The organism is Arthrobacter sp. 9AX (assembly GCF_902506095.1).
Lineage (GTDB): Bacteria > Actinomycetota > Actinomycetes > Actinomycetales > Micrococcaceae > Arthrobacter.
The window spans coordinates 1,405,492-1,431,545 of sequence record NZ_LR733293.1 but is presented as its reverse complement, the minus strand read 5'-3'; the positions used below and the strand labels follow the sequence as shown (position 1 = coordinate 1,431,545).

Annotated in this window: 20 protein-coding genes and 1 pseudogene; 10 read left to right on the top strand and 11 right to left on the bottom strand. The window is 66.4% G+C overall.

Annotated elements, in window-relative coordinates:
* Positions 1-68: 68 nt before the first annotated feature.
* Positions 69-1,754: a bifunctional phosphoribosylaminoimidazolecarboxamide formyltransferase/IMP cyclohydrolase gene (gene purH / locus BACI348_RS06595; protein WP_159824492.1), complete on the bottom strand. Its 1,686-nt coding sequence runs from the start codon at positions 1,752-1,754 to the stop codon at positions 69-71.
* Between the two features lie 141 nt (positions 1,755-1,895).
* Between purH and BACI348_RS06590 the strand changes: the two genes are divergently transcribed.
* Positions 1,896-3,248 carry an MFS transporter gene (locus BACI348_RS06590; protein WP_159824491.1) on the top strand — a complete coding sequence of 451 codons (1,353 nt, stop codon included), beginning with the start codon at positions 1,896-1,898 and terminating at the stop codon, positions 3,246-3,248.
* Between the two features lie 134 nt (positions 3,249-3,382).
* Here the strand turns inward: BACI348_RS06590 and purN are convergent, their stop codons facing one another.
* Complete coding sequence (gene purN / locus BACI348_RS06585) at positions 3,383-3,973, bottom strand: phosphoribosylglycinamide formyltransferase (RefSeq protein WP_159824490.1); 591 nt, start codon at positions 3,971-3,973, stop codon at positions 3,383-3,385.
* 39 nt (positions 3,974-4,012) lie between these two features.
* Here purN and BACI348_RS06580 point away from each other — a divergent pair, with 39 nt between their 5' ends.
* A complete protein-coding gene (locus tag BACI348_RS06580; protein ID WP_159824489.1) occupies positions 4,013-4,444 on the top strand; it encodes a hypothetical protein in 432 nt (143 codons plus the stop codon).
* Positions 4,445-4,454: 10 nt separating this feature from the next.
* Here BACI348_RS06580 and BACI348_RS06575 read toward each other — a convergent pair whose 3' ends face one another.
* On the bottom strand, positions 4,455-5,768 hold the full coding sequence (locus tag BACI348_RS06575) for a cell division protein PerM (protein ID WP_159824488.1): 1,314 nt from the start codon (positions 5,766-5,768) through the stop codon (positions 4,455-4,457).
* A gap of 142 nt (positions 5,769-5,910) precedes the next feature.
* On the opposite strand from BACI348_RS06575, the gene BACI348_RS06570 reads away from it, so the two are divergent.
* Positions 5,911-6,372, top strand: coding sequence for a DUF4383 domain-containing protein (locus BACI348_RS06570; protein ID WP_159824487.1), 462 nt, complete (start codon positions 5,911-5,913; stop codon positions 6,370-6,372).
* A gap of 270 nt (positions 6,373-6,642) precedes the next feature.
* Here BACI348_RS06570 and BACI348_RS06565 read toward each other — a convergent pair whose 3' ends face one another.
* The 6 genes from BACI348_RS06565 to BACI348_RS06540 all read right to left on the bottom strand — a co-directional run bounded on the left by BACI348_RS06565 (position 6,643) and on the right by BACI348_RS06540 (position 14,066).
* The gene (locus tag BACI348_RS06565) at positions 6,643-7,485 is read right to left on the bottom strand and encodes a PRC and DUF2382 domain-containing protein (RefSeq protein ID WP_159824485.1); all 843 of its coding nucleotides are present in this window, start codon (positions 7,483-7,485) and stop codon (positions 6,643-6,645) included.
* 223 nt (positions 7,486-7,708) lie between these two features.
* The gene (locus BACI348_RS06560) at positions 7,709-9,166 is read right to left on the bottom strand and encodes an L-fucose/L-arabinose isomerase family protein (protein WP_159824484.1); all 1,458 of its coding nucleotides are present in this window, start codon (positions 9,164-9,166) and stop codon (positions 7,709-7,711) included.
* Between the two features lie 85 nt (positions 9,167-9,251).
* The gene (gene rhaS, locus BACI348_RS06555; protein ID WP_159824483.1) at positions 9,252-10,310 is read right to left on the bottom strand and encodes a rhamnose ABC transporter substrate-binding protein; all 1,059 of its coding nucleotides are present in this window, start codon (positions 10,308-10,310) and stop codon (positions 9,252-9,254) included.
* A 72-nt stretch (positions 10,311-10,382) separates the two neighbouring features.
* Positions 10,383-11,483: an ABC transporter permease gene (locus BACI348_RS06550; RefSeq protein ID WP_159824482.1), complete on the bottom strand. Its 1,101-nt coding sequence runs from the start codon at positions 11,481-11,483 to the stop codon at positions 10,383-10,385.
* Positions 11,476-12,525 carry an ABC transporter permease gene (locus BACI348_RS06545; protein ID WP_159824481.1) on the bottom strand — a complete coding sequence of 350 codons (1,050 nt, stop codon included), beginning with the start codon at positions 12,523-12,525 and terminating at the stop codon, positions 11,476-11,478. Before BACI348_RS06545 ends, BACI348_RS06550 begins: the two co-directional genes overlap by 8 nt.
* Positions 12,522-14,066: a sugar ABC transporter ATP-binding protein gene (locus BACI348_RS06540; protein ID WP_159824480.1), complete on the bottom strand. Its 1,545-nt coding sequence runs from the start codon at positions 14,064-14,066 to the stop codon at positions 12,522-12,524. Before BACI348_RS06540 ends, BACI348_RS06545 begins: the two co-directional genes overlap by 4 nt.
* 235 nt (positions 14,067-14,301) lie before the next feature.
* Between BACI348_RS06540 and BACI348_RS06535 the strand changes: the two are divergent.
* A pseudogene (locus BACI348_RS06535) lies at positions 14,302-15,476 on the top strand (glycosyltransferase family 4 protein).
* Positions 15,473-16,900: a UDP-glucose dehydrogenase family protein gene (locus tag BACI348_RS06530; protein ID WP_159824479.1), complete on the top strand. Its 1,428-nt coding sequence runs from the start codon at positions 15,473-15,475 to the stop codon at positions 16,898-16,900. The pseudogene BACI348_RS06535 and the gene BACI348_RS06530 overlap by 4 nt, the downstream one beginning before the upstream one ends.
* 36 nt (positions 16,901-16,936) lie before the next feature.
* Here BACI348_RS06530 and BACI348_RS06525 read toward each other — a convergent pair whose 3' ends face one another.
* Complete coding sequence (locus BACI348_RS06525; protein WP_159824478.1) at positions 16,937-17,803, bottom strand: HAD-IIB family hydrolase; 867 nt, start codon at positions 17,801-17,803, stop codon at positions 16,937-16,939.
* Positions 17,804-18,044: 241 nt separating this feature from the next.
* Here BACI348_RS06525 and BACI348_RS06520 point away from each other — a divergent pair, with 241 nt between their 5' ends.
* The 4 genes from BACI348_RS06520 to BACI348_RS06505 all read left to right on the top strand — a co-directional run bounded on the left by BACI348_RS06520 (position 18,045) and on the right by BACI348_RS06505 (position 24,753).
* Positions 18,045-18,314, top strand: coding sequence for a GlsB/YeaQ/YmgE family stress response membrane protein (locus BACI348_RS06520; RefSeq protein ID WP_159824477.1), 270 nt, complete (start codon positions 18,045-18,047; stop codon positions 18,312-18,314).
* A 171-nt stretch (positions 18,315-18,485) separates the two neighbouring features.
* Positions 18,486-20,648, top strand: coding sequence for a putative bifunctional diguanylate cyclase/phosphodiesterase (locus BACI348_RS06515; RefSeq protein WP_159824476.1), 2,163 nt, complete (start codon positions 18,486-18,488; stop codon positions 20,646-20,648).
* Between the two features lie 143 nt (positions 20,649-20,791).
* Positions 20,792-23,848 (top strand): response regulator, encoded by a 3,057-nt coding sequence (locus tag BACI348_RS06510; protein ID WP_236557476.1) that lies wholly within the window; start codon positions 20,792-20,794, stop codon positions 23,846-23,848.
* A complete protein-coding gene (locus BACI348_RS06505; RefSeq protein ID WP_159824475.1) occupies positions 23,845-24,753 on the top strand; it encodes a GGDEF domain-containing protein in 909 nt (302 codons plus the stop codon). Before BACI348_RS06510 ends, BACI348_RS06505 begins: the two co-directional genes overlap by 4 nt.
* A 6-nt stretch (positions 24,754-24,759) precedes the next feature.
* On the opposite strand, the gene BACI348_RS06500 is transcribed toward BACI348_RS06505, so the two are convergent.
* The gene (locus BACI348_RS06500) at positions 24,760-25,260 is read right to left on the bottom strand and encodes a hypothetical protein (protein ID WP_159824474.1); all 501 of its coding nucleotides are present in this window, start codon (positions 25,258-25,260) and stop codon (positions 24,760-24,762) included.
* 233 nt (positions 25,261-25,493) lie between these two features.
* Here BACI348_RS06500 and BACI348_RS06495 point away from each other — a divergent pair, with 233 nt between their 5' ends.
* Positions 25,494-26,045 carry a dihydrofolate reductase family protein gene (locus tag BACI348_RS06495; RefSeq protein WP_159824473.1) on the top strand — a complete coding sequence of 184 codons (552 nt, stop codon included), beginning with the start codon at positions 25,494-25,496 and terminating at the stop codon, positions 26,043-26,045.
* Positions 26,046-26,054: the final 9 nt, after the last annotated feature.

The window sequence follows — 26,054 nt, the reverse complement described above, 5'->3', positions numbered from 1 at the left end:
GCCCGTCCCCTTTAAGGGAACGGGCGCCGTCGTTCGTTAACGCATTGAGGGAGTGATCCCTCCAGGGATCAGTGGAAGAAGTGGCGGGCACCGGTGAAGTACATGGTGATGCCGGCCGCGTTTGCTGCCGCTATGACTTCCTCGTCCCGGACCGAACCGCCGGGCTGGACCACGGCGCGGACGCCGGCGTCGATCAGGATCTGCAGGCCGTCAGCGAAGGGGAAGAACGCGTCCGAGGCTGCCACGGCGCCCCGGGCACGCTGGGGTGCGCCGGCACCGCTGGTGTTGGTGGCACCGCCGGCACCTTCGACGTCGGACTCCACCGTCACGCCGAGGGTGTTGGCCCGTTCGACGGCCAGGCGGCAGGAGTCCAGGCGGTTGACCTGGCCCATGCCGACGCCAACGGCTGCGCCGTCCTGGGCGAGCAGGATGGCGTTGGACTTGGCTGCGCGGCAGGCGGTCCAGGCGAAGGCGAGGTCGGCGAGGGTCTTTTCGTCGGCGGCCTCACCGGCAGCCAAGGTCCAGTTGGCAGGGTTGTCGCCGTCGGCATCAACCTTGTCGGCAACCTGGACCAGGACGCCGCCGGAAACCTGGCGGAATTCGGTCGGGTAGCGGCCGTAGCCGTCGGGCAGGGCGAGCAGTCGGATGTTCTTCTTCTTGGAGAGGATCTCCACGGCCTCCGGCTCAAAGCCCGGGGCGATCACAACCTCCGTGAAGATGTCCTTCACGGTGTTGGCCATGCCTGCGGTCACCGTGCGGTTCGCGGCGATAACCCCGCCGAAAGCGGAGACGGGATCGCAGGCGTGTGCCTTGCCGTGGGCGTCGGCGATGGGGTCCGCAGCATCCCTGGAGCCTACGGCCACGCCGCAGGGGTTGGCATGCTTGATGATGGCGACGGCAGGCTCGCTGAAGTCGTAGGCCGCGCGGAGAGCGGCATCGGCGTCCACGAAGTTGTTGTAGCTCATGGCCTTGCCGTGCAGCTGGTCGGCCTGCGCGATGCCCGCCGGGGCAGCCTTGTCAACGTACAGCGCTGCCTGCTGGTGCGGGTTCTCGCCGTAGCGCAGCACCTCGGAGCGTTCGAGGGAAAAGCCGGCGTAGGCGGGCCAGTCGATGACGCCGTCGCCGTCCTCGTCCAGGAACTGGCTCGCGGTCCAGGTGGCTACGGCGTTGTCGTAGGAAGCAGTGTGGGCGAACGCCTTGGCGGCGAGCCGGCGTCGGGTCTTCAGGTCAAACCCGCCCTCGGCGGCAGCGGCGACTACCTGGCCGTAGAAGGAGGGGTCCACCACGATGGCGACGGCGGCGTGGTTCTTTGCCGCGGAGCGCACCATGGCGGGGCCTCCGATGTCGATCTGCTCCACCACATCATCCTGGGCAGCGCCGGACTTCACGGTCTCCACGAACGGGTACAGGTTGACCACCACCAGGTCGAACAGCTCGATCTCCATTGTGGTGAGCGTTTCCATGTGCGCCGGGACGCGGCGGTCGGCCAGGATGCCGCCGTGCACGCGCGGGTGCAGCGTCTTCACCCGGCCGTCCAGCATTTCCGGTGAACCGGTGACTTCCTCGACCTCCTGGACGGGAATGCCGGCCGCGGCGATCTTCTTGGCCGTGGACCCGGTGGATACCAGCTTCACTCCGGCTGCATGCAGGCCCTGGGCGAGTTCCTCCAGACCGGTCTTGTCGTAAACCGAGATGAGGGCCCGGCGGATCGGAACTCGGTCAATGGATACGCGCTCATGCTGCGTGAAGCTCACAAATGTCTCCGTCTTATGTCGCGGAACAACGCCGCGGTTGGTGGGGATAGTGCCAGTTTATCGCGAAGTGCAGTTTGCCCCCGGCGCAGGCGGAAGTGTGAACGTCAGCGGGCCGGGCTAAAGTTCTTTCAGGAGGCTGCGATGAATACTTACACCACTGTGCCGAGCGGCGAGCAGGTGGTCCAGGAACTGCCATGGCGATGGAAAGTCCAGGGCAGGATCTTCCTGATCGGCGGCCTCGGTTTTATGTTCGACGCCTGGGATGTCACCCTGAACGGCATCCTCATCCCGCTGCTCTCCACGCACTGGGCCCTTACGCCCGGGGAGGTCGCCTGGGTGGGCACTGCCAACCTGATCGGGATGGCCGTGGGTGCTTTTGTGTGGGGCACCATCGCTGACACGATCGGGCGCAAGAAGGCCTTCACTGCCACCCTGCTGATCTTCTCCCTGTTCACCGTGCTGGGCGCTTTCTCCCCCGACTTCATCCTGTTCTGTGTGTTCCGGTTCATGGCGGGCTTTGGCCTGGGTGGTTGTATTCCCGTGGACTATGCCCTGGTGGGTGAGTTCACGCCCCGCAAGCAGCGCGGCCGGGTCCTCACCGCGATGGACGGATGGTGGCCGGTGGGCGCCGCCCTGGCCGGCTTTGTCTCCGCCGGGCTTGTGGCCCTGTACGGCGACTGGCGGCTGACCATGCTGGTGATGGTCCTGCCCGCACTGCTGGTGTTCTGGGTCCGCCGCAGCGTGCCCGAGTCCCCGCTGTTCCTGATCCGCAAGGGCCGCCGCGAGGAGGCAGCCAAGGTCATCGACGATCTTGTGGCGGCAACCGGGGCGGAATCCCGCGCCTACAGCCTGCCGGACGCCAAGGAAGTGCCGCGGCTTTCCGCCGGCAGCGCCTGGCACCAGCTTCGCCTCGTGTGGCAGTTCAACTGGAAGATCACCGCCGCGGCCTGGTCCCTGTTCTTCACCATCCTGCTGGTCTACTACCTGTCCCTGACCTGGATGCCGCGGATCCTCATCGGGGCCGGCTTTGCAGAATATAAGGCGCTCGTCACCACCGCGTCGATGGCGGCCGTAGGGCTTCTGGGCGTTGTTGTCGCGGCCCTGCTGGTGGAGCGGGTGGGCCGCAAGTGGATCCTCGCCATCACCGGTCCGTTATCCGCGCTGACCCTGGTGATCGTGGCCATCGTGGTGGACATCCCCACGGCTGCAGTGTTCTGGCTGCTGGTGTTCGGGTTCGTGGTGCAGGTGGCCATCCCGGTCCTTTACGCCTACGTCTCGGAGCTCTACCCCACCGAACTGCGCGGCACGGGTTTCGGGTGGGCCTCCACGTTCTCCCGGCTGGGCGCCGGCTTCGGCCCGCTCATTTTCGCGAACTACTTCTGGCCCGAACTTGGCCTGGCCACGTCCTTCGCCCTGGCCGGCGGCCTGGTGCTGCTCGCGGTGTTGTGGATGGCGTTCTTCTCCCCCGAAACCAGGCAGCGCCGCCTCGAGTAGCACGGCGGCGAGCGACGCGCTCGTGCGATTCCGCTACCGAGGTTCGATGGCGCGGCCCGTATGTCAACCGCGCCAGCGAATTCGCGCATCGACAACGATTACGCGCCCCGGAATCAGAGCGACCAACGGCCGGGTCACGAGGGCTGGCGGGTGCGGGCGGCGTGGGCGGCGGCGAGGTTTGCCAGGGTGGATACCAGCAGCCGGCGCTCCACCACCTTGATGCGCTCGTGCAGGGTTTCCTCGGTGTCGGACTCTTCGATGGCTACTGCTTCCTGCGCGATGATCGGTCCGGTGTCCACCCCGGCGTCGGCCCAGTGGACGGTGCAGCCGGTCACCTTCACGCCGTACGCCATGGCGTCACGCACACCGTGCGCGCCGGGGAAGGCCGGGAGGAGGGCGGGATGGGTGTTCAGGTACCTGCCGTTGAAAGCATCGATGAACTCCGGGCTCACGATCCTCATAAAGCCCGATGACACCACCACATCCGGCTCAAAGGCGGCAACGGCCTCGGTCAGTGCGGCATTCCAGTCGGCCCGGTCCGCGTAGGCCTTGAAATCCACCACGAACGTGGGAATGCCGGCGTCAGCGGACCGTTCCACCCCGTAGGTCCCCGGCCGGTCGGCTCCGACTGCAGCGATTGCGACGTCGAGATCCCCTGCCTGCACCGCGTCTATAACTGCCTGGAGATTGGACCCGGTTCCGGAAACGAGGACTACGATGCGCATGCGTCTAGCTTATGGGCAGGCTCGCGTAGGCTGGAAAACATGAACTCCACTCCGCAACCGGCTGGGCAGCAGCGCACAAAACCGCCGCTCAACGAGGCAGCCAAAGCCTCGCTCGCCAAGACCCACACCCTGTTTCGGATCTTTGTGGTTTCGGTACTCGGCGCGTTCTTCGTCTACCAGCTAGACGTGGGCTACCTCTGGCTAACGGCCCTGCTGACGGTGGCTGGCCTGGCCCTCGGCGTGATGCTCCTGATCAGGGCTTCGCGGCTCAGAGAATCAAGACTTGTCCTCATCGGCACCATCTCCGGCCTGGTGGTATCGGCAATCATGGTGCTGCTGATCCTGGTCACAGCCCTGTTCTTCGACGAAGTCCGCGAATACCAAGCATGCGTCGGCCGGGCTTTGACGGACCAGGCACAATCAGCTTGCCGCGTGCAGCTGCAGGAGTCGCTGCCCGCCAAACTCCCCTAGCCATCAAGCCTTACCGGACCAGCTCGGCGTCCTCGTCCTTCACCGCCTGCTCGCGTTCCAGCCAAGGTCCGGCCGCGTAACCAATTACGACGCCGGCAGCCACTTCCGCAGCCACCCAGACTGCCGTCCAGAACGGGTCAGGACCAATCGAGGTAAGGCGTCCGATCCCCGCCGAGCCACGTGCCAGCCAGGCCAGGCCGGCGGTCAGCAGGCCGGCGGCCAGCCCGCACAGCACCCCCAGGACCAGGGTGGAAACCGTGGCGGTGAACCAGCGGACATGGATCTTGATGGAGAGCCACTCATCGAAATGGTTCTCCCCTTCCCGCAGGAACCACCAGCCGGCCAGGGCACCCGCAAGGACCGGGACGATCATGGCAACAAAGGCGTACTCCAGCGGACCGGCCGGGATGGCGGCCAGCACCGGGATGGACGGCAGCGGACCCACGGCGGTGCCGAGCGGACCCACCTGGGAACCGACGCCCATGGCAAAGCCCGGGCCCGACACCCATGACAGGGCAAACACCACCAGGTTGGGCAGGAATCCAAGCTGCGCAATGGTGAGGGCGGCACCTCCCACGGCGCCGGCGTCGAGCGCTTCATAGACCGCCACCACAAGGTTCCAGTGAATAAACAGGTCAACAGCAAGCAGCAGGGCAGCCAGCGCCAGGGCGGACAGCACCGCCACAAAGCCTGCTTTCGCCGCCGAGCCGAGGTAGGACCCAGCCCAGCGCGAGTGCTGGCTGGTGCGGGAAATCCAGTCCACGGCGTCGACGCCGATGAGCCGGCTCCAGGAGCCTGCCTCGCGCCGTGCGCCGATCACCATGCCCAGGGCGTACGGAATCAGGGGGATAAACATCGCGTGCCAGGGATTGATGACAACGTCCGGCGTGCGGCAGACGAAGCCCGTCGCGGTTCCGAACGCCGCATACACCACCCAGGAACCAAGGAGCGCCTGCCACAGCTGGTCCGTATAGGAGGCACGGGCCAGCCGGCGGCCTGCCCGCCAGGCCAGCAGGAACGGGATCAGGGTAAGGCCCAGCGGAATAAGCGTGAGCAGCCCGGACCCGGTGTGGGATGCAACGGCCGAACCGGCCGCCTTGAGTTCCAGCGGCACGCCATGGACCAGCAGCCAGGACTGGCCGGCCAGCCGGGCCAGGAAGTCGAACGCGCCGTCATGAAAACCGGCGGTGGCCCACACGGCCAGGACCGGCGCGATCACCACCAATGCCGAAATGGTGGCTGCCTGGGCCGTTTCAAGGGCACCCTGCAGCCACAAGGGCATGGGAAGGCCACGGTCTCCGGTCTGATCAGCGCGCAGTTTCATCGGTTTCCATGGTGTCACGGCGGTGCCGTCCGGTCCGTGACCGACAGGCGCAGGGCACCTGCTCAATGACCACTGCAACGGCGCTTTTCGCAAAGGTCAGCCGTAAAATTGAACTGTCCACATGAGTGGTTGGAGGCAGAGAATGACTACCGCATCCCCACATGCCCACGGCGTACACTTTGGCCGGGCAGACGTCCAAAACGCGGGCATGGGAGTGGGAATTGTTTTGATGCTGGTGGGTGTCCTGGGCTTTATCCCGGGCGTCACCACCCAATACAGCGAACTGATGTTCCTCGGACCGGCTTCGCATGCCATGTTCCTTGGTTTGTTCCAGGTATCCATGCTGCTCAACATCGTGCAGCTGGCTATTGGCGCAACCGGTCTGGCAATGTCCCGTACCGAGCATGGCGCCCGCAATTTCCTTCTCGGAGCGGGTGCGTTGTACATCGTCCTGGCTATCTTCGGGCTGATTGTCGGCGTTGATTCGGCGGCGAATTTCCTGTCGCTGAACATGATGGACAACTGGACCCACCTGGCACTGGGCGCAGTGATGATTGTTGCTGGCTGGCTGTTCTCCAGGAACATGGCGCCCGACAGGACATAGCCCGGTATCCGTAACCCGGGAAAACAGGAGCCGCGAATGGGAGAAGAACACTAAGTTCTGAAGATATTCGTCCTACTGGCTGGTGCAGTTGCCGCTCCGGCGCCGGCTGCACCAGCATTCCGCGGCTGGCCCGCCCCCAGCAGACCGGTCCGGCAGGAGAACAAGTAGTTCCGCATGCACAACGGCGCCGGGAGCCCTCACGTGGACTCCCGGCGCCGTTCGCTGTGGCCGCCACAGTGCCGTCCGGGTCAGGACGGCATCAGCAGGACGTCAGCGGCGCGGGTTGCGGTCGACGCCGTCGGCCTCGATGTGCTCCTTGCGGACTTCCTCGTTGATCGTGACGTCATCCTGGACCACGTCCTTGTCGAGGCGGACCCGTTCCACCGGAACGGTTTCCTTCTCCACCACAGGGCGTTCCTCATGCAGGATCACCTCATGCTCTTCCTCGCTGATGTCCGGGCCGTCCAGCGCCGCGCCACGGTTGGCGTCCGTGATGGGCTCCCGCTCCAGGCGGACCTCCTCGCGCTGCACCGGGACAGTCGTGGTGACATTCTCCGTAGTGACATACTTCCGCAGCCTGGCCCGTCCGGCGGTTTCCCGCTCAGTGCCGACGTTCAGACGCTCCTCCGAGCGGGTCATGGCGTCGTCCGTGGTGGGACCGGAGGTGTCGTGGCCAACAGTGCCCCCGGAAACCGCGCCTGATGCGTACCCGTCCGTACCCGCGCTCGGAGTACCGGCGTTCAGGTCGGCGTCGCCCTGCAGGTCGACTTCGTCCCTTGCCTCCGAGAAGGTCCGTGCGCCGCGCTCGTAGTAGGTGTACAGCTGGTCTTCCTCCTCAGGTGTGAGGTGTCCGTCCACATCCACGCGAGGTGCATCCTTGACGTGGTCCTTGGTGTACGGAACCACCAGGTCGTCACCTTGCGTGTATGCCCCTTCGACCGGCACAAAGGACTGCGACGTGCCGAAGAGACCGGTCTTGACGGTGACCCATGTGGGTTCGCCCGTGTCATCGTCCGCGTAGAGCTGCCCGATCGAGCCGATCTTTTCGCCGTCGGAACCGATGACGTTGCCACCCTTGTTGAGCAGGCTTTCAATGTTTTCCCTGTTGAGCATGACGTCTCCTTGGATGTGTCGTTGCGCTAGGTCAAGCCAGCATGGATGTCCCGGCACCGGGGTTTCCCCCGCGCACGGCCTCCGCCCCCTTTGCTAGAGGCATCGCGCTGACTGCCCGTCTACAGTAAGCATGCTTAGCATCAAAAGGGAAGGTTACTTAGTATTTTTTTCGCTTCCTCATTGCCAATCCCCATGTGACCAGCCGTTTTGTCCTAAAAATCATTCACGCCTGCGCGAGTGAGACGTGCCGGTGGTCGATGCCCAGCAGCGATGCGGCGGCCTTGATGTCGGCAGCCCGGTGGCCCAGGCACAGAGCCCAGTGGTGGCCGGTTCCGGTCTGGCTCCACCTGTCGACCCAGAGGCCCGGATCACCGCCGAAATCCACGCGCGATGTGGTGTTGCCGATGGCCAGGAGCGGCCCGGGCACCACCTCTCCTTCGGAGGTGGCAAAGACGTAGCTGCCGTCGGGGTCCTGGCCGAGGGCCAGGGTGGTGACCGGACCGGGCCTGACGTCGAATTCGACGGACACCCCCCACCCCCGCTTGCCGTGGTACACACCCAGTCCGCGCAGCAGCGGGTCCTGCGCCGAGACGGCAAGGTGCGCAGGCCCGTCGTGGCCCATCTCCACCACGTTGTCAAAGAAGTTCAGGGTCTGGATTTCGGTGAAGGAACCTCCGGCGCCGATGGCCTGGGCAGTCAGCATGGCAATGGAGGTCCGCAGCTCATACTCCCCCGCCATGGGGATTCCACGCGCCGTGAGGATGGAGGAGCCCAGGATCATCCCGGCACCCAGCCGCTCATGCTGTTCTCCTGCCAGGCCGCGGTGGTAGTAGGCCATTGAGTCCAGGTCGAAGTCCTTCACCAGCCGGTCCAGGCCCACCGAAACCCTGGCACCCCAGGCGAAGTCGTCGTCGTTCACTGACTCATCAAGCACAAAAAGTTCCCGGGCCAGGGCAAGGCGCTCGGACACCTCGGAGTCCGTGACGGCTTTGACGCGTTCGCGGAGGTCATCGAATTCGAGCACCTCCACGTGGGATCCGAAGGTGGTGGAAACAGTGGTCAGGTCGGTGGCAACGTCCAGCATGCCCGGATAGAGGTGGCCCATGAGGCCGTGCCGCGCGTTCCGGAGCCGGGCCCGGACGCCGGCTGCGTTCACCCACTGGCTGATCCGTTCCCACGCGGAATCCTGCGTCATGTACCCGGAGACGGACCGGAACTCGATACCCGCCCGGCGGAAGACGTTGGCTACCTCGGGCACCGGGCATTGGCCGCAGTAGGCCAGCCAGGCCCCGGTATCGAAATTCGCGTGGTCCATGGCCTCGGTGGGTTGGAGATCGATGACCAGCACAGGGCTGCCGGACCGCTGGGCCACCGGCAGGACCATCGACGACGTCAGGTAGGTGGCCAAAAAGATGACGATGAGGTCACAGTCGGCCAGCCGCAGCTTTTCCCCCGCAGCCACGGCCTGGCTGGCATCGGAGATGAACCCGGCATCGATGACCTCGGCGTCCATCTCCTGGAAGCGTGACGTGACGTATCTGGCCGATTCCTCAAGCTGCGGCAAGAGCTCCGGAAACTGCGGCCAGTAGGCGCCCAGCCCGCCGGACACCAGGCCGATCCGGGTGGGCCGGCTCTTGTGGGGTTCCAGCAAGGCAGCGGCAGACTTCTTGGTGGGCGGCATGGCCAGCCTTTCCACGCATCAATCCAGCGCAGGGCACGGAAGGCCGGGCGGGAGGAAGCTGCCAGCCCGGCCAAATCCCGCGGCGCTAGAAGTTGTACTTGTCGATGTTGTCCGTGCTGAAGACGGTGGGCGGGCCCACAATCACCTTGCCGCCCTCCTCGACGGTGCGGTCGCCCAGGTTGCCGGCCGTGAAAGTGTCGCCGGCGGCTCCGGTGATCTTCCCTTCAACGAGGGCCTTCCCTGCGAAGGCCGCAACGTACCCCAGCTGGGCGGGGTCCCAGAGCGCGAACTCCTTGACCGTTCCGTCCTTGACGAAGGGCCGCATCTCGTTCGGCAGGCCAAGCCCGGTCAGCGCAACCTTGCCCTTGTAGGCGGAGGTGGAGAGGTACCTGGCGGTGGCGGCAATACCCACGGTGGTAGGCGAAATGATGCCCTTGAGGTTGGGGTGTGCCTGCAGCAGGCCCTGGGCTTCCTGGAAGGACTTGGTGTCGTCGTCGTCGCCGTAGACCTTGGCCACGAGCTTGATGTCCTTGTACGCCGGGTTGGAGGCCAGGTCCTCCTCCATGAACTTGATCCACTCGTTCTGGTTGGTGGCGTTTGCCGTGGCCGAGAGGATGGCGATCTCGCCGGATCCGCCGATCTGCTCGGCGATCAGCTTGGTCTGGATCAGCGCCACGTCCTTGGCCACCACCTGGCTGATGAACACGTCGCGGCAGTCGGGGTTGGCGTCCGAGTCAAACGCGACGATCTTGGCGCCGGCGGAGCGCGCTTCACCCAAGGCCGTGCAGACGGCGTCGGGATCGTTGGCCGCGATGACAATAACGTTCGTTCCCGCCTGGGTTTCAGCGTTGATGAAGGAGACCTGGCTCGACGCCGATGCCTCCAGGGGGCCGACCACTTGGGAGGAGGCGAAGCCTGCTTCCTGCGCACCGGTCTTACCGCCGCCCAGGACCACGTCGGTATAGGGGTTGTTCAGCTGCTTGGGGATAAACGTGATCTTCTGGTCCTGCACGGCTGCTGAGGTCTCCCCCGAGGTTCCCGAGCCGCCGCTGCACGCCGTCAGGGCCAGCGCTGCGGCGGCCGTGACGGCGACCAGCGGGGCCAGGTGGGGGCGCCGGCCGGGGCTTTTTCGGTTCAACATCATTGTTTCCTTCTCCCTTGTTGTGGTCCGTCTCATTGGTCCTGCGTGGCGGCTTGGTCCTGCATGCCGGCCGGTTCAGTGGACCTTGTCAGTTGACGTTCCCTGGCTGAAGCTCCGGCGTACCCGGCGGACATGCTGCCATTCCCGGACGGCGGAACCGATGCTCGGCGCCACCACGGAAAAAATGAGCAGCAGGCCGGTGACGGTGATGAGGACGACGTCGGACACCCTCCCCAGGCGCAGGGCGTAGTTCAGGCAGCCGATCAGCAGGACGCCGGCCACCACACCGGGAATGGTGCCCTTGCCGCCGAAAATCGAAACGCCGCCCAGCAGCACAGCAGCGATAACGGCCAGTTCCAGCCCGGAGGCGTTGTCGCTGCGGGCGCTGGTGTAGCGCAGGGTCCAGTAGATCCCGGCCAGGGCCGATACGGCGCCGGAGGCCAGATAAAGCCAGAATTTGCTGCGGGCCACGTTGATGCCCACGAAGTTGGCCGCCTCCTTGCTGTAGCCCATCGCGTACAGGCCCCGCCCAAAGGGCGTGAAATGGAGCAGAATCCCAAAAAACAGGACAATGAGGACGACGCCGACCATCACCGTGGGAATGCCGGTGGCGCCCAGCTTGGAGGTGAAGAAGGCCGTCAGCGGCTTCGGGAAATTTGCTACGGCATTGTCCCCGATGACCACCAGTGCCAGGCCCCTGAAGAGGGCCAGGGTGCCGATGGTGACGGCGAGCGACGGCAGGCCAAGGACGGCAATCAGGAAGCCGTTGAACATGCCGGCACCGATTCCCGCCAGCAGGCACAGGGCCATTACCAGCCAGATGTCCAGGCCACCGGCCCAGAGCACGCCCATCAGGGCACTGGTCAGGCCCGCGATACTCGCCACGGACAGGTCGATTTCACCCGTGACGATGATCAGCGTCATTGGCATGGCGATCAGCAGGACGGGGATGACGTCCAGCAGCAGGAACCCGGTGGTCACCGGTGAGGCGAAGCGCGGGATGGCGATGGCGGCGAAGACCAGGAACGCGAGCAGGGCGTAGATGGTGATGGCGTCGCGGCTGCCCAGGATGCGGGCCGCACCGGTTCTTCCTTTTGGCTCGATGGCCAGCGGCTTGGTGCTGTCGGCCACGGGCACGTCCGCGGGGGCGCTGCCCGGGGTGGTGGTCTCAGACATTCCGTGCCTCGCTTATCCGCAGTTTCCGCGCTGTCCGCAGGCTGGCCAGGCGGTCGATCACAATGGCCGTCAGGATCAGGATGCCCACAATGGCCTGCTGCCAGAATTTGTCCACCCGAAGGGCGGTCAGCGAACTGGTAATGGTCGTCAGGAGCAGTGCACCCAGGGCCGCCCCGGCCACCGTCCCGCTGCCGCCGAAGATTGCCACCCCGCCCACTACCGCCGCCGCCACGACATCCAGCTCCATCCCGGTCCCGGTGGTTGCGCCCACCGAGTTGAAGCGGCTGGCGTAGAGGACTCCGGCGAGGCCGGCCAAGGCGCCGTTGGCCAGGAAGGCCAGGAACACCCGCTGGGATACCTTGATGCCCAGGACTTTCGCCGCTTCCGGGTCTGATCCGATGGCGTACAGGTCCCGGCCGGGCCGGGTGCCCGCCATGTAGACGGCCACGGCGGCCACCACCACGATGGCCAGCAGCGTGATGATCGGGAAACCCAGCACAGTGTCCACGGACAGCGCACCGAATGCCTCCGGCCGGTCCCCCGCAAAGTATTGTTTTCCGCCGGCCCAGGCGTTGTTCAGTCCGCGGAACACGTACAAAGTGCCGAGGGTGATCACCAGTGCCGGCACCTTGGCCACAGTGACCAGGAACCCGTTGAACGCTCCCAGCAGGGCGCCGAAGGCCATGCCGAGGAGCAGCACCACAATAATCGGCAGGCCGGGCATGGCAACGAAGATGGAGCCGGTGCCGAAGGCGACCAGCCCCAGCATTGAGCCGACGGACAGGTCGATGTTCCGGGTGATGATGAGCAGGGTCTGTCCGGCCGCCAGGATCACGATGATCGTGGCGTTCAGGAGCAGGTCCTTAACTCCCTGCGGGGACAGGAACAGCGGGTTGTTGAGGTAGGTGATGAGCACCAGGAGCAGCAGCGCGACCAGGACGGGGAGTTCGCGCAGGCGCAGCAGTGCACCAAGGCCGCCGCTGCCGCCCGGGGCGAGTGCCGGCGTCGTGCCTTTTTCCCCGTGTTTGACCGTGGAACTCATTCCATCACTCCTGCCGGGGAGGTTGCCGCGTGCATGACCGACTCGGGATTGGCGTCCGCCCTGTCGAACTGCGCAGTGATCCGGCCCTCGCGCATCACGAGGACCCGGTCCGCCATCCCCAGGACCTCGGGCAGCTCGGAGGAGATCATCAGGATGGCGATGCCCCGGCCGGCGAGGTCCGAGATGAGGCGGTGCACTTCGCTCTTGGTGCCCACGTCGATGCCGCGGGTGGGCTCGTCGATGATGAGCAGCTTGGGGTCGGTGGCCAGCCACTTGGCCAACACCACCTTCTGCTGGTTTCCGCCGGACAGGGTGGAGACTGCGTGTTCCTGGCTCCCGGCCTTGACCTGCAGCCGCTTGCTCCACTCCTCCGCGGCAGCGCGTTCCTTGCCGCCGTTGATGAGCCCGGCCGTCACGAACTTGTTCCGCAGGGTGAGCGTCACGTTCCGGGCCACCGAAAGGTTCATCACCAGCCCCTGCTTGCGGCGGTCCTCGGGCACAAAGCCCAGGCCGGCAGCGATCGCGGCCTGCGGGTCACGGGCTTTGAACGGCTTCCCCTCCACCTGGATCTGCCCCGAATCGTAGGCGTCGATGCCGAACACGGCCCGGGCAACCTCGGTCCTGCCGGCACCCACCAGGCCGGCGAGCGCAACGATCCCGCCGGAACGGACTTCGAAGCTGATGTCCCGGAAAACGCCGGACCTGCTGAGCCTGTCCACCTTCAGGACCGTATGCCCGATCTCCGCCTCGGCCTTGGGGAACAGCGTTCCGATGTCCCGGCCCACCATTTCCCGGACAATGTGGGCCACGGTGACATCAGCGGTGCGGTGCGTGGCGATGTAGCGGCCGTCGCGCATCACCGTGATCCGGTCGCAGAGATCAAACACTTCATCGAAGCGGTGCGAGATGAACAGGATGCCGGTGCCCTTGTCCCGCAGGGAGCGGGCCACGGCAAAGAGCCGGTCCACTTCCACGCCGCTGAGGGCGGCCGTGGGTTCGTCCATGACCAGCACCTTCGCGTCGAGCGAGATGGCCTTGGCGATTTCGATGATCTGCTGGTCGGCGATGGACAGCCCCTCCGCCACACGGGACGGATCGATGGGCACGCCCAGCCGCTGGAAGAGCTCAGCGGCCTGCCGCCGCATCTGGGTGCGGCTGATCAGCCGTGACCGCCCCTTGGGCTGGCGGCCGATAAAAATGTTCTCAGCTACTGTGAGGTCCGGGAACAGGGTGGGCTCCTGGTAAATGACCGAGATTCCGGCAGCCTTGCTTTCCGCCACATTCTTGAAGTGGACCGGTTCGCCGCTGAGCCGGAAGTCCCCCGAATCCGGATGGTGCAGGCCGGCGAGGATTTTCACCAGGGTGGATTTGCCTGCGCCATTCTCACCCACCAACGCATGGATTTCGCCGGCCCGGATTTCCACTGTGCCGTCGGCGAGCGCCACCACCGGACCGAAAGTCTTGGCGGCACCGGCCAGCGACAGCAAGGGCTCGCCGTAGGCGCTCCCGGGCTCCGGAATTTCATTGCGTTCCTGCTGCATAAATGAACCGCACCTTTGGGGTCTATGCCAAAATAATGAATCGTTTCACAACATCTGAGTGGTTTGAATCATAAGTCCGCTGACCAGCACGGTCAATAGAAGCGGGGGCCGTCCGAACATTCGTGACTGATTTCTGTTCAGCTGCCCGCCGACGCGGCCTGGTGTTTCCCTAACCTTTCCCCGCGCGCCATATCCGGTCCCCCGCCCGGCAACACCGCCCGCCCACCGTGGAGGGGTGAGGATCGCAATTGTTGCTGAATCATTCCTGCCCCTGATGAACGGCGTCACGCACTCCATCCTGCGGGTGCTGGAACACCTGGAAGAGCGGGCGATGACGTCCTGGTCATCGCCCCCTCCACGCAGGACGCGGAGGCGCCCGGCCACGTCAAGGGCGCCCAAATCCACCGACTGCCGGCAGTGCCGCTGGCGGGCTATACGAACGTCAGGGTTGCGATGGGCGGTGTGTACCGGGTCAAGCGAATCCTTGCCGACTACGCACCGGACGTTGTCCATCTCGCCTCACCGTTCGTTCTGGGCTGGCGGGCCGCCCAGGCGGCCCATCAGCTGGGGATACCGGCCGTGGCCATCTACCAGACCGAGGTTCCCGGCTACGCGGCGCGGTACGGCGTCCCGTTCCTGGAGAACTGGGCCTGGAACCGCGTGGAGAACATCCACCTGCTCGCCACCCGCACCCTGGCGCCGTCCACGTTCGCGCTGAACCAGTTGCGCGGACGCGGTATCCCCCGGGTGCAGATGTGGCGGCGCGGCGTGGACACGGCACGGTTTTCGCCGGAAAAGCGCGACGACGGCTGGCGGGCTGAGGTGGCTCCCGGCGGTCAGCGGATCATCGGCTATGTGGGAAGGCTGGCCGTGGAGAAGCAGGTGGAGGACCTCGCCGCCCTGGCCGGGATGCCTGGCACCCGGCTGGTGATTGTGGGTGACGGACCGCAGCGGGCGGCGCTGGAGGAGGCTCTGCCCGATGCCGTCTTCACCGGGTTCCTGGGCGGCGGGGACCTGGCCCGCGCCGTTGCCTCCTTCGACCTCTTTGTCCATCCCGGCGAGTTCGAAACGTTCTGCCAGACCATCCAGGAGGCCATGGCATCGGGGGTGCCGGTGGTGGCCACGGGCCGCGGCGGCCCCCTTGACCTCGTGGAGAACTCCCGGACGGGCTGGCTATACGAACCCGGTGACCTCTCCGGCCTGCGCACGCGCGTGATGGACCTGATGGGCGACGACGCCAAGCGCCGCGCCTTCGCCGCAGCAGCCCACGCGTCGGTGCAGGACAGGACCTGGCCGGCCCTCTGCCGGCAGCTGGTCCGGCATTACGACGAAGTCATCGCCGGCACCGGACTCCCCCTCGCCGCCGGCAGCGGAACCCGGACAACCAACGCCGAAGGGGCAGCGCTGTGAAGATTTCCGTGATCGGCTGTGGCTACCTCGGCGCCGTCCACGCCGCCACGCTGGCGTCCATGGGCCACACCGTGGCGGGCATCGACGTGGATCCCGCCCGGGTGGACCAGCTGTCCCGGGGCGCGGCCCCGTTCCATGAGCCGGGCCTGGACGAACTGCTGCAGGACGGCCTGGCCACCGGAAGGCTGGCCTTCTCCACAACGGCGGCCGCCGCCAAGGGCGCGCAGGTGCACTTCCTGTGCGTGGGAACGCCCCAGCATAAGACGTCCGACGCCGCCGACCTCACCTATCTCGTCTCGGCTGCGGAGGCGCTGCTGCCGCACCTGGCCGCGGGCGCCGTCGTCGTCGGAAAATCAACGGTGCCCGTGGGCACTGTGGACATGCTCCGCAGGGTGCTGCGTACCCGGCCGGATGTCTTGCTGGGCTGGAACCCGGAGTTCCTCCGGCAGGGCACCGCGGTCAAGGACTCGCTGGTGCCGGACCGGCTGGTCTACGGCGTGGACGGCGGGCGGGCTGCGGCCTTCAGTCCTCAGACGGGTGCGCCCACCGGCGTCACCGCGGCCCTTGACACCGTCTACGAGCCGCTTCTCGGCGCCGGGATTCCCCGTCTGGTCTGCAACTTCGCTACAGCGGAACTCATCAAATCAGCCGCGAACGCCTACCTGGCCACCAAGGTCAGCTTCATCAACGCCGTGTCCGAACTCTGCGACGCGGCGGGTGCGGACGTGGCGGAGCTGAGCGAGGCGATGGGCATGGATCCACGGATCGGCGGGCGCTACCTGCACGCCGGACTCGGATTCGGCGGCGGCTGCCTGCCCAAGGACATCCGCAGCTTCCGGTCCCAGGCGGCGGGCCTGGGCGTCACCGCCGTGGCGGACTGGATGCGGCTGGTGGATGACGTCAACCTGGGCCAGCGCGGCCGGACCGTCACCCTGGCCCGTGAACTCTGCGGCGGCAGCCTCGCCGGCCGTTCCATCACGGTGCTGGGCGCGTCCTTCAAGCCGGACACCGATGACATCCGGGACTCCCCCGCCCTCGACGTTGCTGACCGGCTCGCCGCTGCCGGGGCGCACGTGACCGTCACCGACCCCAAAGCCGTGAACCACCCCTGGCGGCGCTATCCCCGGCTGCGGTTTGAGGCCAAAATCCTGCGCGCGCTGGAGGGGGCCGAGCTGGTGCTGCTCCTGACAGAGTGGGATGAGTACCGGCAGCTTTCGCCCGGGGTTGCGGGCGCGCTGGTACGACGGCGGGTGGTGCTGGATGCGCGCAACGCGCTGGATGCGGCGGCCTGGCAGTCAGAGGGCTGGGTAGTGCGCGGCCTCGGGACCTCCGGCACTGTTCCCGCAGTTGTTGGCCACCTCCCCGGGCCCTACGCGTCACTGCACCCGAGCCTACCGGCGGAAGCGCTCCATAATCTGAGGTGACGGCTGCAGGCCCAGCCCGGCCAACTGAGGCCAGTCCTAGTCGAGGAGCCCCAGGCCGGCAAAGGCGAGCGCCACGCCGTTGCCGGCCGGGCCTGGCGTCAGCCGGTCGGCCACGGCCAGGACCTTGGGGTGGCCGTCCTCCACCGCAATGCCAATGCCCGCGTACTGGAGCATCTCGATGTCATTGGCGCTGTCGCCGATGGCCACGATGTCCTCCCGCTTCAGGCCCAGGCGCTGCTCCACCACCTGGATGCCCACCGCTTTGTGGGTTCCGGCCATAAAGATCTCCCCCGCGGTGTCGCCCAGGGCGGACAGTGAGCTGGGGATGAGCCCCACATCCGGGCCGAGCCCGTCCATCAGGCCGGTCAGCGGGACCGGGGAGTCAAAGCAGGAAATCTTGGCGAAGGACGCGGACCGCAGGTCGTCGCTGTACTGCACCGGGCCCAGGATGTCCTCCACCGGATCAACATCGGTGCTCAGGACGCCGTCGTGCCCGGACCTGCCGGCGAACACCGGCGTCAGCACCCGCCGCAGGCGCTCGTCCACGCCGGTCCTGCCGTGCAGGGCTTCGGGCGCCTCGAGGATGTACGCAACGTCGTTGGAGTCCAGCGTGTCCACGATGCGCGCCGCCAGGTCCGGACTGAAGCGCGTGTCCTTCAGTACCTCCCCGTTCAGCTCCACCCGGGCACCGGCGCCGGTGATCACGCCGTCGAACCCTGCTTCCAGGATGTGGCCCGGGACCATGGCCAGCGGTCGTCCAGTGCACACAAAGACCAGGTGTCCGCGCCGGCGGACTTCCTGCACGGCGTCCACGTGGGCGGCGGGGGCCAGACCGTGGTCCGCGTAGGTCCCGTCAATATCGAGGAAGATGGCACGTGGCCGGGCGGTCTGCTGGCTGGACATGCCGGAGCTCCTTGGTTTGGCGGCGGGATTATTCAACTCTATCGAAAGGGGCTGACCCGGGACCGAAAACGGCGGCTTTCAGGGCTTTACCGCCGCCCCGGCAAGCACCGCCGGCTTTATGAGGCCCGAACTGACAGTCATCCCGTGATAAACAAACCCTTGAAGTGTAGTAAGCACACTGATTGAATTAGGGAACCGGATATGGGGGCACGGCACAACTTACTGATTAAGGAGTGACAACATGGGTATTCTCGGATTTCTCATTTTGGGCCTGATCGCGGGTGCTATTGCCAAGGCCATCCTGCCAGGCCGCCAGGGCGGGGGCTGGGTAGTCACCATGGTCCTCGGCGTTGTCGGCGCCATCCTGGGCGGCTGGATCGGCTCACTGATCTTCGGTGGTGGACTGGCTGAATTCTTCGATCTCCGTACTTGGCTGCTGGCCATTCTCGGATCGATTGTTGTACTGCTGATCTACGGTGCAGTCACCAACCGGAGCAGCCGCCGCGTATAGCCGCAGCTCATAATTCTCTAAGGCAAAGCGCCGTTCCCCGCACGCGGAGGGCGGCGCTTTTGCATGCAGGCTGCCAGGCGTCCACGGCCCGCACCGGAATTTCCAGGAAACCTTCTTCCCGCCCATCAATTTTCCGGCCAGGCACTTTATGATGTGCGAGGGGGTGGTGTAATGGCTGATTCTCAAGGCCACAGCAACGGTTTAACGGCGCAGGCCTTTGGTGCCGTCCTGGACGCCAGCCCCGATGCGCTGCTCGCAGTGGCCGCGGACGGCAGCATCACCATGGCCAACGCCGCTGCCGAGAGGTTTTTCGGAATCAGCCGGCAGGACCTGGCGGGCCGGAGCCACCGGTCGCTGTTTACGGCCGGCTTCCGTGACGAGGTGGACAAGCTGTTTCGGCAGTTGGGGACGGAGCCGGGGAAACCGCCGCCGCTGCGCGAGGTGTTCTGCGTCCACAGCGGCGGGGCGAAGTTTCCCGCAGAAGTGGCCGCGTCGCTGCTCCCCGGCCTGGAAGCGGACGGGCAAACGCCCACCGGCGCCGCACCCCAGCTGCTGCTCTCGGTCCGCGAAACGTCACACCGCGCCGCGGCGGAGGAGGACCTGCGCGAGGCGATGTCCCTGCTGACCGCCACCCTGGAGTCCACCGCGGACGGCATCCTGGTGATGAGCGACCAGGGCCACGTTGCCGGTTTCAACGACCAGTTCCTGTCCATGTGGGGCATACCGCCGGAACTCATCAAAGGCGACAGCGCGGAACCGATCATGCAGCTGGTCAACGCCCAAGTGTCCGACCCTCTGGCGTTTGTGGACCGGATCAACGAGCTGGAGGACAATCCGGCGGCGGAAAGCCATGACGTCCTGGATTTCAAGGACGGCCGCACCTTCGAACGGTATTCCCGCCCGCAGCGCGTGGGCGACATGATTGTGGGCCGGGTGTGGAGCTTCCGCGACGTCACGCCGCGGCGCAAAGCCCAGGAACAGGCGCAGCAGGCCATGCTGGACCTGGCGGCGCAGGCGGAAAAACTCCGGGCCATGGCATTCCAGGATCCGCTGACCGGGCTGGCCAACCGCGCCGTGTTCAACGACGGACTGGCGCAGGCGCTGCAGGAGCCGCGGCTGAAAGCGGTGGACGTGCTCCTGCTGGACCTGGACGACTTCAAGGAAGTCAACGACATCCTGGGGCACCAGGCGGGCGACGACATGCTGATCGAGGTGGCGCGCCGGCTCCGCGGCTGCGTCCCCACCGCGGACGTGGTGGCACGGCTGGGCGGCGACGAATTCGTCGTGTTGCTGACCGCCTGCCCGAACGCCGATGAGATCGCCGCCTGCATTGTCCGCTGCCTGCATGTCCCGGTCACCATCAGCGGCACCGTGCTGCGGCCCAGCCTCAGCCTGGGGCTCGCATCCCTGGGACAGGACAACGTGGGCGCTTCCGAGCTGCTGCGCCGGGCTGACATCGCCATGTACGCCGCCAAGGCCGCCGGAAAGAACCGCTTCCTGCGGTTCCACCCGGACATGATGACAGCCCTGGTGCAGCGCACCGACATGGAAAGCGGGCTGCAGCTGGCGGTGTCCCGCGGGGAGATCTCGGTGGACTTCCAGCCGATTGTCTCGCACCGGATGGGCCAGGTGGTGCAGTTCGAGGCGCTGGCACGGTGGGACAGGAGCGGTGAGCGGGTGCCGCCGTCGGTCTTCATTCCGCTGGCCGAACGCACCGGGCTGATCAGCGAGATCGGCTCCGAGGTAATGGCGCTTGGCATGGTGCAGCTGGCCCCGTGGCTCACGGAGGACCCGTCCCGCTCCCTGTCAGTGAACGTCTCCGGCGTCCAATTGCAGGACCCGCACTTCGCCGAGGAAGTACTGCGGCTGGCGGCCGCGAGCGGAGTGGCCCCGTACCAGCTGATCCTGGAAGTGACGGAAAGCGTATTTTTCGACGCCGACTGCAGCCTGATCAAACAGCTCAGCACGCTGCGCGATGCCGGCGCCCGGGTTGCCTTGGACGATTTCGGCACCGGCTATTCGTCGCTGGGCAGGCTGCAGGACCTGCCGGTGGACACGGTGAAGATCGATAAAACCTTTGTGTCCATGGTGCGCACCGGCACCGAGCGCCTGCCCATCCTCAGTTCCATGATCAACATGGCCCACAGCCTCGGTTTGACTGTCACGGCGGAGGGCGTGGAAACGGTGGCCCAGGCGGATTACCTCACTGCCCTGGACTGCGACTCCCTGCAGGGGTACCTGTTCTCGCTTCCGGAGCCGGGCCGGCGGCTGGAGTACGCCCTGCACCACGCCGAGGAAGCACTCAACGCACTCAACGCACTCAACGGACGGTAGCGCCCACCGATTCCCGGGCCGTTTTCGGCACTGTGAGGCATATCATGGGAAGGCGTCTCCACCCAGGTCTCTGGTGGGCCTCGGGGTCCCGATTTCCGGGGTTTCCCCAGGGTTCCAGGGCGCACCAATGGGGAGGGTTCCGCGTGTCTCAGACTGGTCTCCTGCAGCACCGGCGCGCCGGCGGCAGCACTTCGATGCCGGTGAAGTGGCTGGCCGTGCTGACGGCGGTGGTGCTCGCCGCGCTCGGCCTGTTCTTCGCGGCCAACAGCGGGACGCCGGCCGCCCTGGTGACCGGCGACTTCGTGATTCTGGCGGCTTCCCTGTTGGCCGGTGCGAGCTGCACCCGGGCCGCATTGCGCGGTGGTACGAACGCCAGGGCCTGGTCCTTCATGGCGGCCGCCGCCTTCATCTGGGCCGCGGGAATGGCCGTATACGCGTACTTTGGACTGGCCAACAACCATGTCTATCCCTTCCCTTCCCTGGCGGACGCCCTGTTCATCAGCTACTCGGTGCCCGCCGTCGCCGCGCTCTTCGCGTTCAAGCGGCGCGGCGGCAACCATGTGGCCCTGTACCGGGCGGTGATGGACGCCGCAGTGATCGCCGGGTCCGTCCTGGTGGTCAGCTGGTACATCGTGCTGGGTCCCGCGTTCGATGCCCAGGGGGACCCGCTGGCGCGCCTCGCCGGCATGGGCTACCCCGTGGTGGACCTGGTAATCACCTCACTGGTGCTGGTCCTGGCGATGCGCCGCCAGCCGGGCGAACGGTTGCCGTGGCTGTGTTTCGGCGGCGGCCTCCTGGTGCTGGCCGTGACGGACAGTACCTACGTGCGGTTGACGTTCGACGGCGTCACCGGCACCACAGGTTCGCCCCTCGCCCTGGGCTGGATCGTTGCCTTCCTCCTGGTGGCCCTCGCGCCGCTGGCTCCGTACCGGGAAAGCCCCGGGCCCGACCGGACCGGCTACACCCTGGCCCTGGAGCTGCTGCCGTACGTGCCGCTGCTGGCGGCGGTGGTGCTGTTTGCAGGTCCCCACCTGGCGGAGCTGGATCCCTTCCTGCTGGTGGCGGGCGCCGCGGTGCTGGTGTTCGTTACGGTGCGGCAGGTCCTGATTATCCTGGAGAACGTCACCCTCACCACCGGGCTGGAGGCCGAGGTGGCGGTCCGCACCCGGGAACTGGAGACGGCCCGCGAGGCCGCCATGGAGTCCAGCCGGTTGAAGTCGGAATTCCTGGCCACCATGAGCCATGAGATCCGAACCCCCATGAACGGTGTGGTGGGGCTGACTGCCCTGTTGCTGGAAACCCCGCTCGAGCCCACCCAGAAGCAATATGCCGAGGGCGTCAAGGGTGCCGGCGAGGCGCTGCTGGCGCTGATCAACGACATCCTGGACTTCTCCAAGCTGGAGGCCGGCAAGGTTGACCTGGATGTGCGCCCCTTTGATCCGCGCGTCCTCATCGAGGAGGTGGCCGGGCTCCTGGCCGAGCCGGCGCTTGCCAAGAACCTGGAATTGATCGCCTACTGCGAACCCGAGGTGCCGGCACGGCTGGTGGGCGACTCCGGCCGGATCCGGCAGGTCCTCCTGAACCTTGCGTCCAACGCGGTGAAGTTCACGGCTTCCGGGGAGGTGGCCATCAGGGTCACCACGGAGAATCCAGGCGCCGCTGCCGGGAGCAGCGCCACGGTGTACTTCGAAGTCCGCGATACCGGCATCGGCATCGAGTCATCCCAGCACGGCAGGCTCTTCCAGTCGTTCTCCCAGGCCGATGCTTCCACCACCCGTCGGTACGGCGGCACCGGACTGGGCCTGGCCATCTGCAGCCGGCTGACCGACGCCATGGAGGGCGAAATAGGACTGGAGAGCACCCCGGAGGAAGGCAGCACCTTCTGGTTCCGGTTGCCCCTGCCGGTGGCGCCGCCCTCCACGGATCCGGTGCCGGCGGCCGGCTTCCTTGACGGATTGCGGGTCCTGGTGGTGGATGACAACGCCACCAACCGGCTGGTGCTCGAATCCCAGCTGCGCGGGTGGCGGCTGCAGCCGGAAGCCGTGCCCGATGCCGCCTCGGCGCTGGTCCGTGCCCGCGAAGCGGATGCTGCCGGCGAACCCTTCCACCTGGCCGTCCTGGACTTCTGTATGCCGGACACCGACGGGCTGGAGCTGGCCCGAAGCATCAAGGCCGATGCCGGACTTGCCGATATCGAACTGATCATGCTCACGTCCACCATGCAGGTCAATTCGGCCGAGATCAGCCGGGCGGGCGTCCGTGAATGGCTGATGAAGCCGGTCCGGAGCTCAGAGTTGTACAACCGCCTGGTCCGGCTGATGTCCACGCACGGGCCCTCCGTTCCGGCGGCTGCCACGTCCCAGGCCTCGACCGCTCCGGACGGGCCGTCCCGGGGCCGGATCCTGGTGGTGGAGGACAACGAGGTGAACCAGCTGGTGGCCCGCGCCACCGTCAGCAGGTTGGGCTATGTTGTGGATGTGGTGTCCAACGGTGCCGAGGCACTCACCGCCACCGCGGAATCCCGGTATGCAGTGGTCCTGATGGACTGCCACATGCCGGTGATGGACGGCTTCGAGGCCACCCGCCGGATCCGGCGGCGGGACGGCAGGCACCCGCGCCTGCCCATCATCGCCATGACGGCCGGGGCACTGGACGGTGACCGGGAACGGTGCCTCGCTGCCGGGATGGACGACTACCTCGCCAAGCCGGTGGACGCCGCCGCCCTCGAAGCAACCCTGGCCCATTGGGTCCCGGCGCCCGAGGTCCGGCTGGTTCCCGAACTGGTCCCCCAACTTGTCCCCCAGGCTCTGGCCGTTACGGGCGGACCGGCCGGCTCTGCTACTACCCCGGCCCTGGACCCGGACCGGATTGCCATGCTGCGGGACTTGGGCCCGGACGACGGCCACGGCCTGCTGCCCGAGGCGGTGGCCGCGTTCCGCCGGGACTTGCCCGCCCGCGTCGCTGGCGTGCGGGCGGCCGTGAACGACGGCGACGGGCCGGCTGTGGCGGAGGCGGCGCACGCGCTGAAGGGGTCGGCTGCCAACATCGGAGCCGCTGCCGTTGCAGCGATCTGCGGCGAGCTCGAAGGGCTGGGCAAGGGCGGCACGACCCATGGCGGAGAGGCCATGGTCCGCCGCCTTGAGGCGGAATTGCCCCGGCTGGATGCGGAACTGGACGCGGCGCTGGAGGGGGCCAAATGAAAGTCCTCGTGGCCGACGACGACCCGGGGTCGCTCCTCGTGGCGAGGGCCGCCGTCGAACGTTCCGGCCATGACTGCCTCACGGCCGCCGACGGTGACGAGGCGTGGGCCCTGTACCTGGAGCATCAGCCGGATGTGGTGGTCACGGACTGGATGATGCCGGGCATGGACGGGCTGGCGCTGTGCCGGGCCATCCGGGCGCGCGAACAGGACCTGTACACGTACGTGGTGCTGCTGACTTCTCAGGGCTCACGGGACGATGTCCTGGCGGGGCTGGAGGCGGGCGCGGACGATTACGTCACCAAGCCGCTGGACCCGTTTGTGCTGCACGCCCGGCTGCTGGTGGCGCGGCGCATCACTACCCTGCACGCGGACCTGGCGCACTACCGCCGGGTCCTGTCCCGGCAGGCGCGGACGGATCCGCTGACGGGGCTGCACAACCGGCTCAAGCTGTCGGAGGACCTGGAGCAGCTCCACCTGCGGAGCAAGCGGTACGCGGAGCAGTACAGCGTGGCCATGTGCGATGTGGACAATTTCAAGAGCTACAACGACATCTACGGCCACCAGGCGGGAGACCTGGCCCTGCGGGCGGTGGCGGCGGGGCTGCTGGGTGCCGTCCGCAAGAGCGACGGCGTGTACCGCTACGGCGGCGAGGAGTTCCTGCTGGTGCTGCCCAAACAGTCCGCTTCGAAGGCCAAGGCACTGATGGAGCGGGCGCTGGAGGCTGTCCGGGACCTGGCGATCGTGCATGCCGGTGATCCGTCCGGGCAGCTGCGCCTCAGTGCCGGGATCTCATCGTTTGGTGCGGAGCACGCGGTGGATGCCGACTCGCTCGTGCGTGAGGCCGATGCCGCGCTGTACGCAGCTAAAGCAGCAGGCCGGAACAGGGTGGAACTGGCCCGGTAGGAGGGGTCAGGCAGCCTTTTTGGAGCCGGACTTTTTCAGGACCGGCTTCTTCTGGGCGGGCCGCTGCTGGTGGGCCGGCTGCTGGTGCTTCACAGGCATCTGCTGCGGGACGGCCTTCCCGGCCGGCTGCTGCGGGACCGGTGCTGTGGCGGCTTCCTCTGTGGCAGCGTCTTCCATCGGTGTGAATTCAGCGGCGGTTTCAACAGCTGATGCCACAGGCTGCCCTGCTTCAGCAGCGTTTGCTTCGTCAGCGGCGGCAGCTTCAGCGGCACGGTTGCGCTTCCAGCGGCGGACAAGGTCGATTGCGGCCAGCACGCCCGCAATCGGCGTGAGTACGGCGGCGAGGTAGACGAAAAGCATCCAGGTCAGGGTGGTGAGCGGCGGCTGGTTGTTGTTCAACAGCGAGAGTCCGCCCAACATGCCAACGGCCCAAAAGAGGACCACTGCAGTGAGTACCGCGGCGGCCGGAAAATACTGGTTGGACACGATCTTCTTCAGGGTTTCCACGCACTTCCTCCTGCCTGGCCGGGGCACGGCAACAGCCGCTCAAGACAAGTATGGGGCTGCCTGAGTGCGAATTCCGGCAACACGCAGGCAGTGGTGATGAACATAACGTCCGGCCCAACCCGGCTGGGTTGGTTCCGCCCTCTTCCCAGCCGCCGAGCGCACCTAATACGGTGGTGCTGTCCGGCCCCAGCAGCCGGCGTGCCCGTTCTGTTTCCGCCTGCCTGGAGGTCCCCATGCGAAAAGTCACTGCCGGCCTGTTCCACTCCGTGGATGGGGTTGTGTCCGATCCTTTCAAGTTCCAGTTCGACAGCTTCGATGACGAACTCGGTGTGGGACTGACCAGAATGATGGAGACAGTGGACACCGTGGTGCTGGGCCGGGTCAGCTACCAGGAGTGGGCCGCCTACTGGCCTAACGCCTCCGCGGACCAGGACTTCGCAGCCTTCATCAACCCCGTGGAGAAGTTTGTGGCTTCCAGGTCCTTGAAGGAGCCGCTGGATTGGCAGAACTCGCGCCTGATGGACGCGCCGTTGGAGGAGTTCGTAGGCAAATTGAAGGAGCGCGACGGCGGCGAGATCGCCGTGTGCGGCAGCATCTCAGTGACCCGTCAGCTGCTCTTCGCGGGACTGCTGGATTCGCTGACGCTGATGACCCATCCGGTCATTGCAGGCAGCGGCCGCCGCCTGTTCGAAGACGGCGACCCCACCACCAGGCTCGAACTGCAGGACCAGTACCGGACCAGTAAGGGCAACGTGGTCAGCGTGTATGGACGGCGCGGGGAGTAGCGTTCCCAA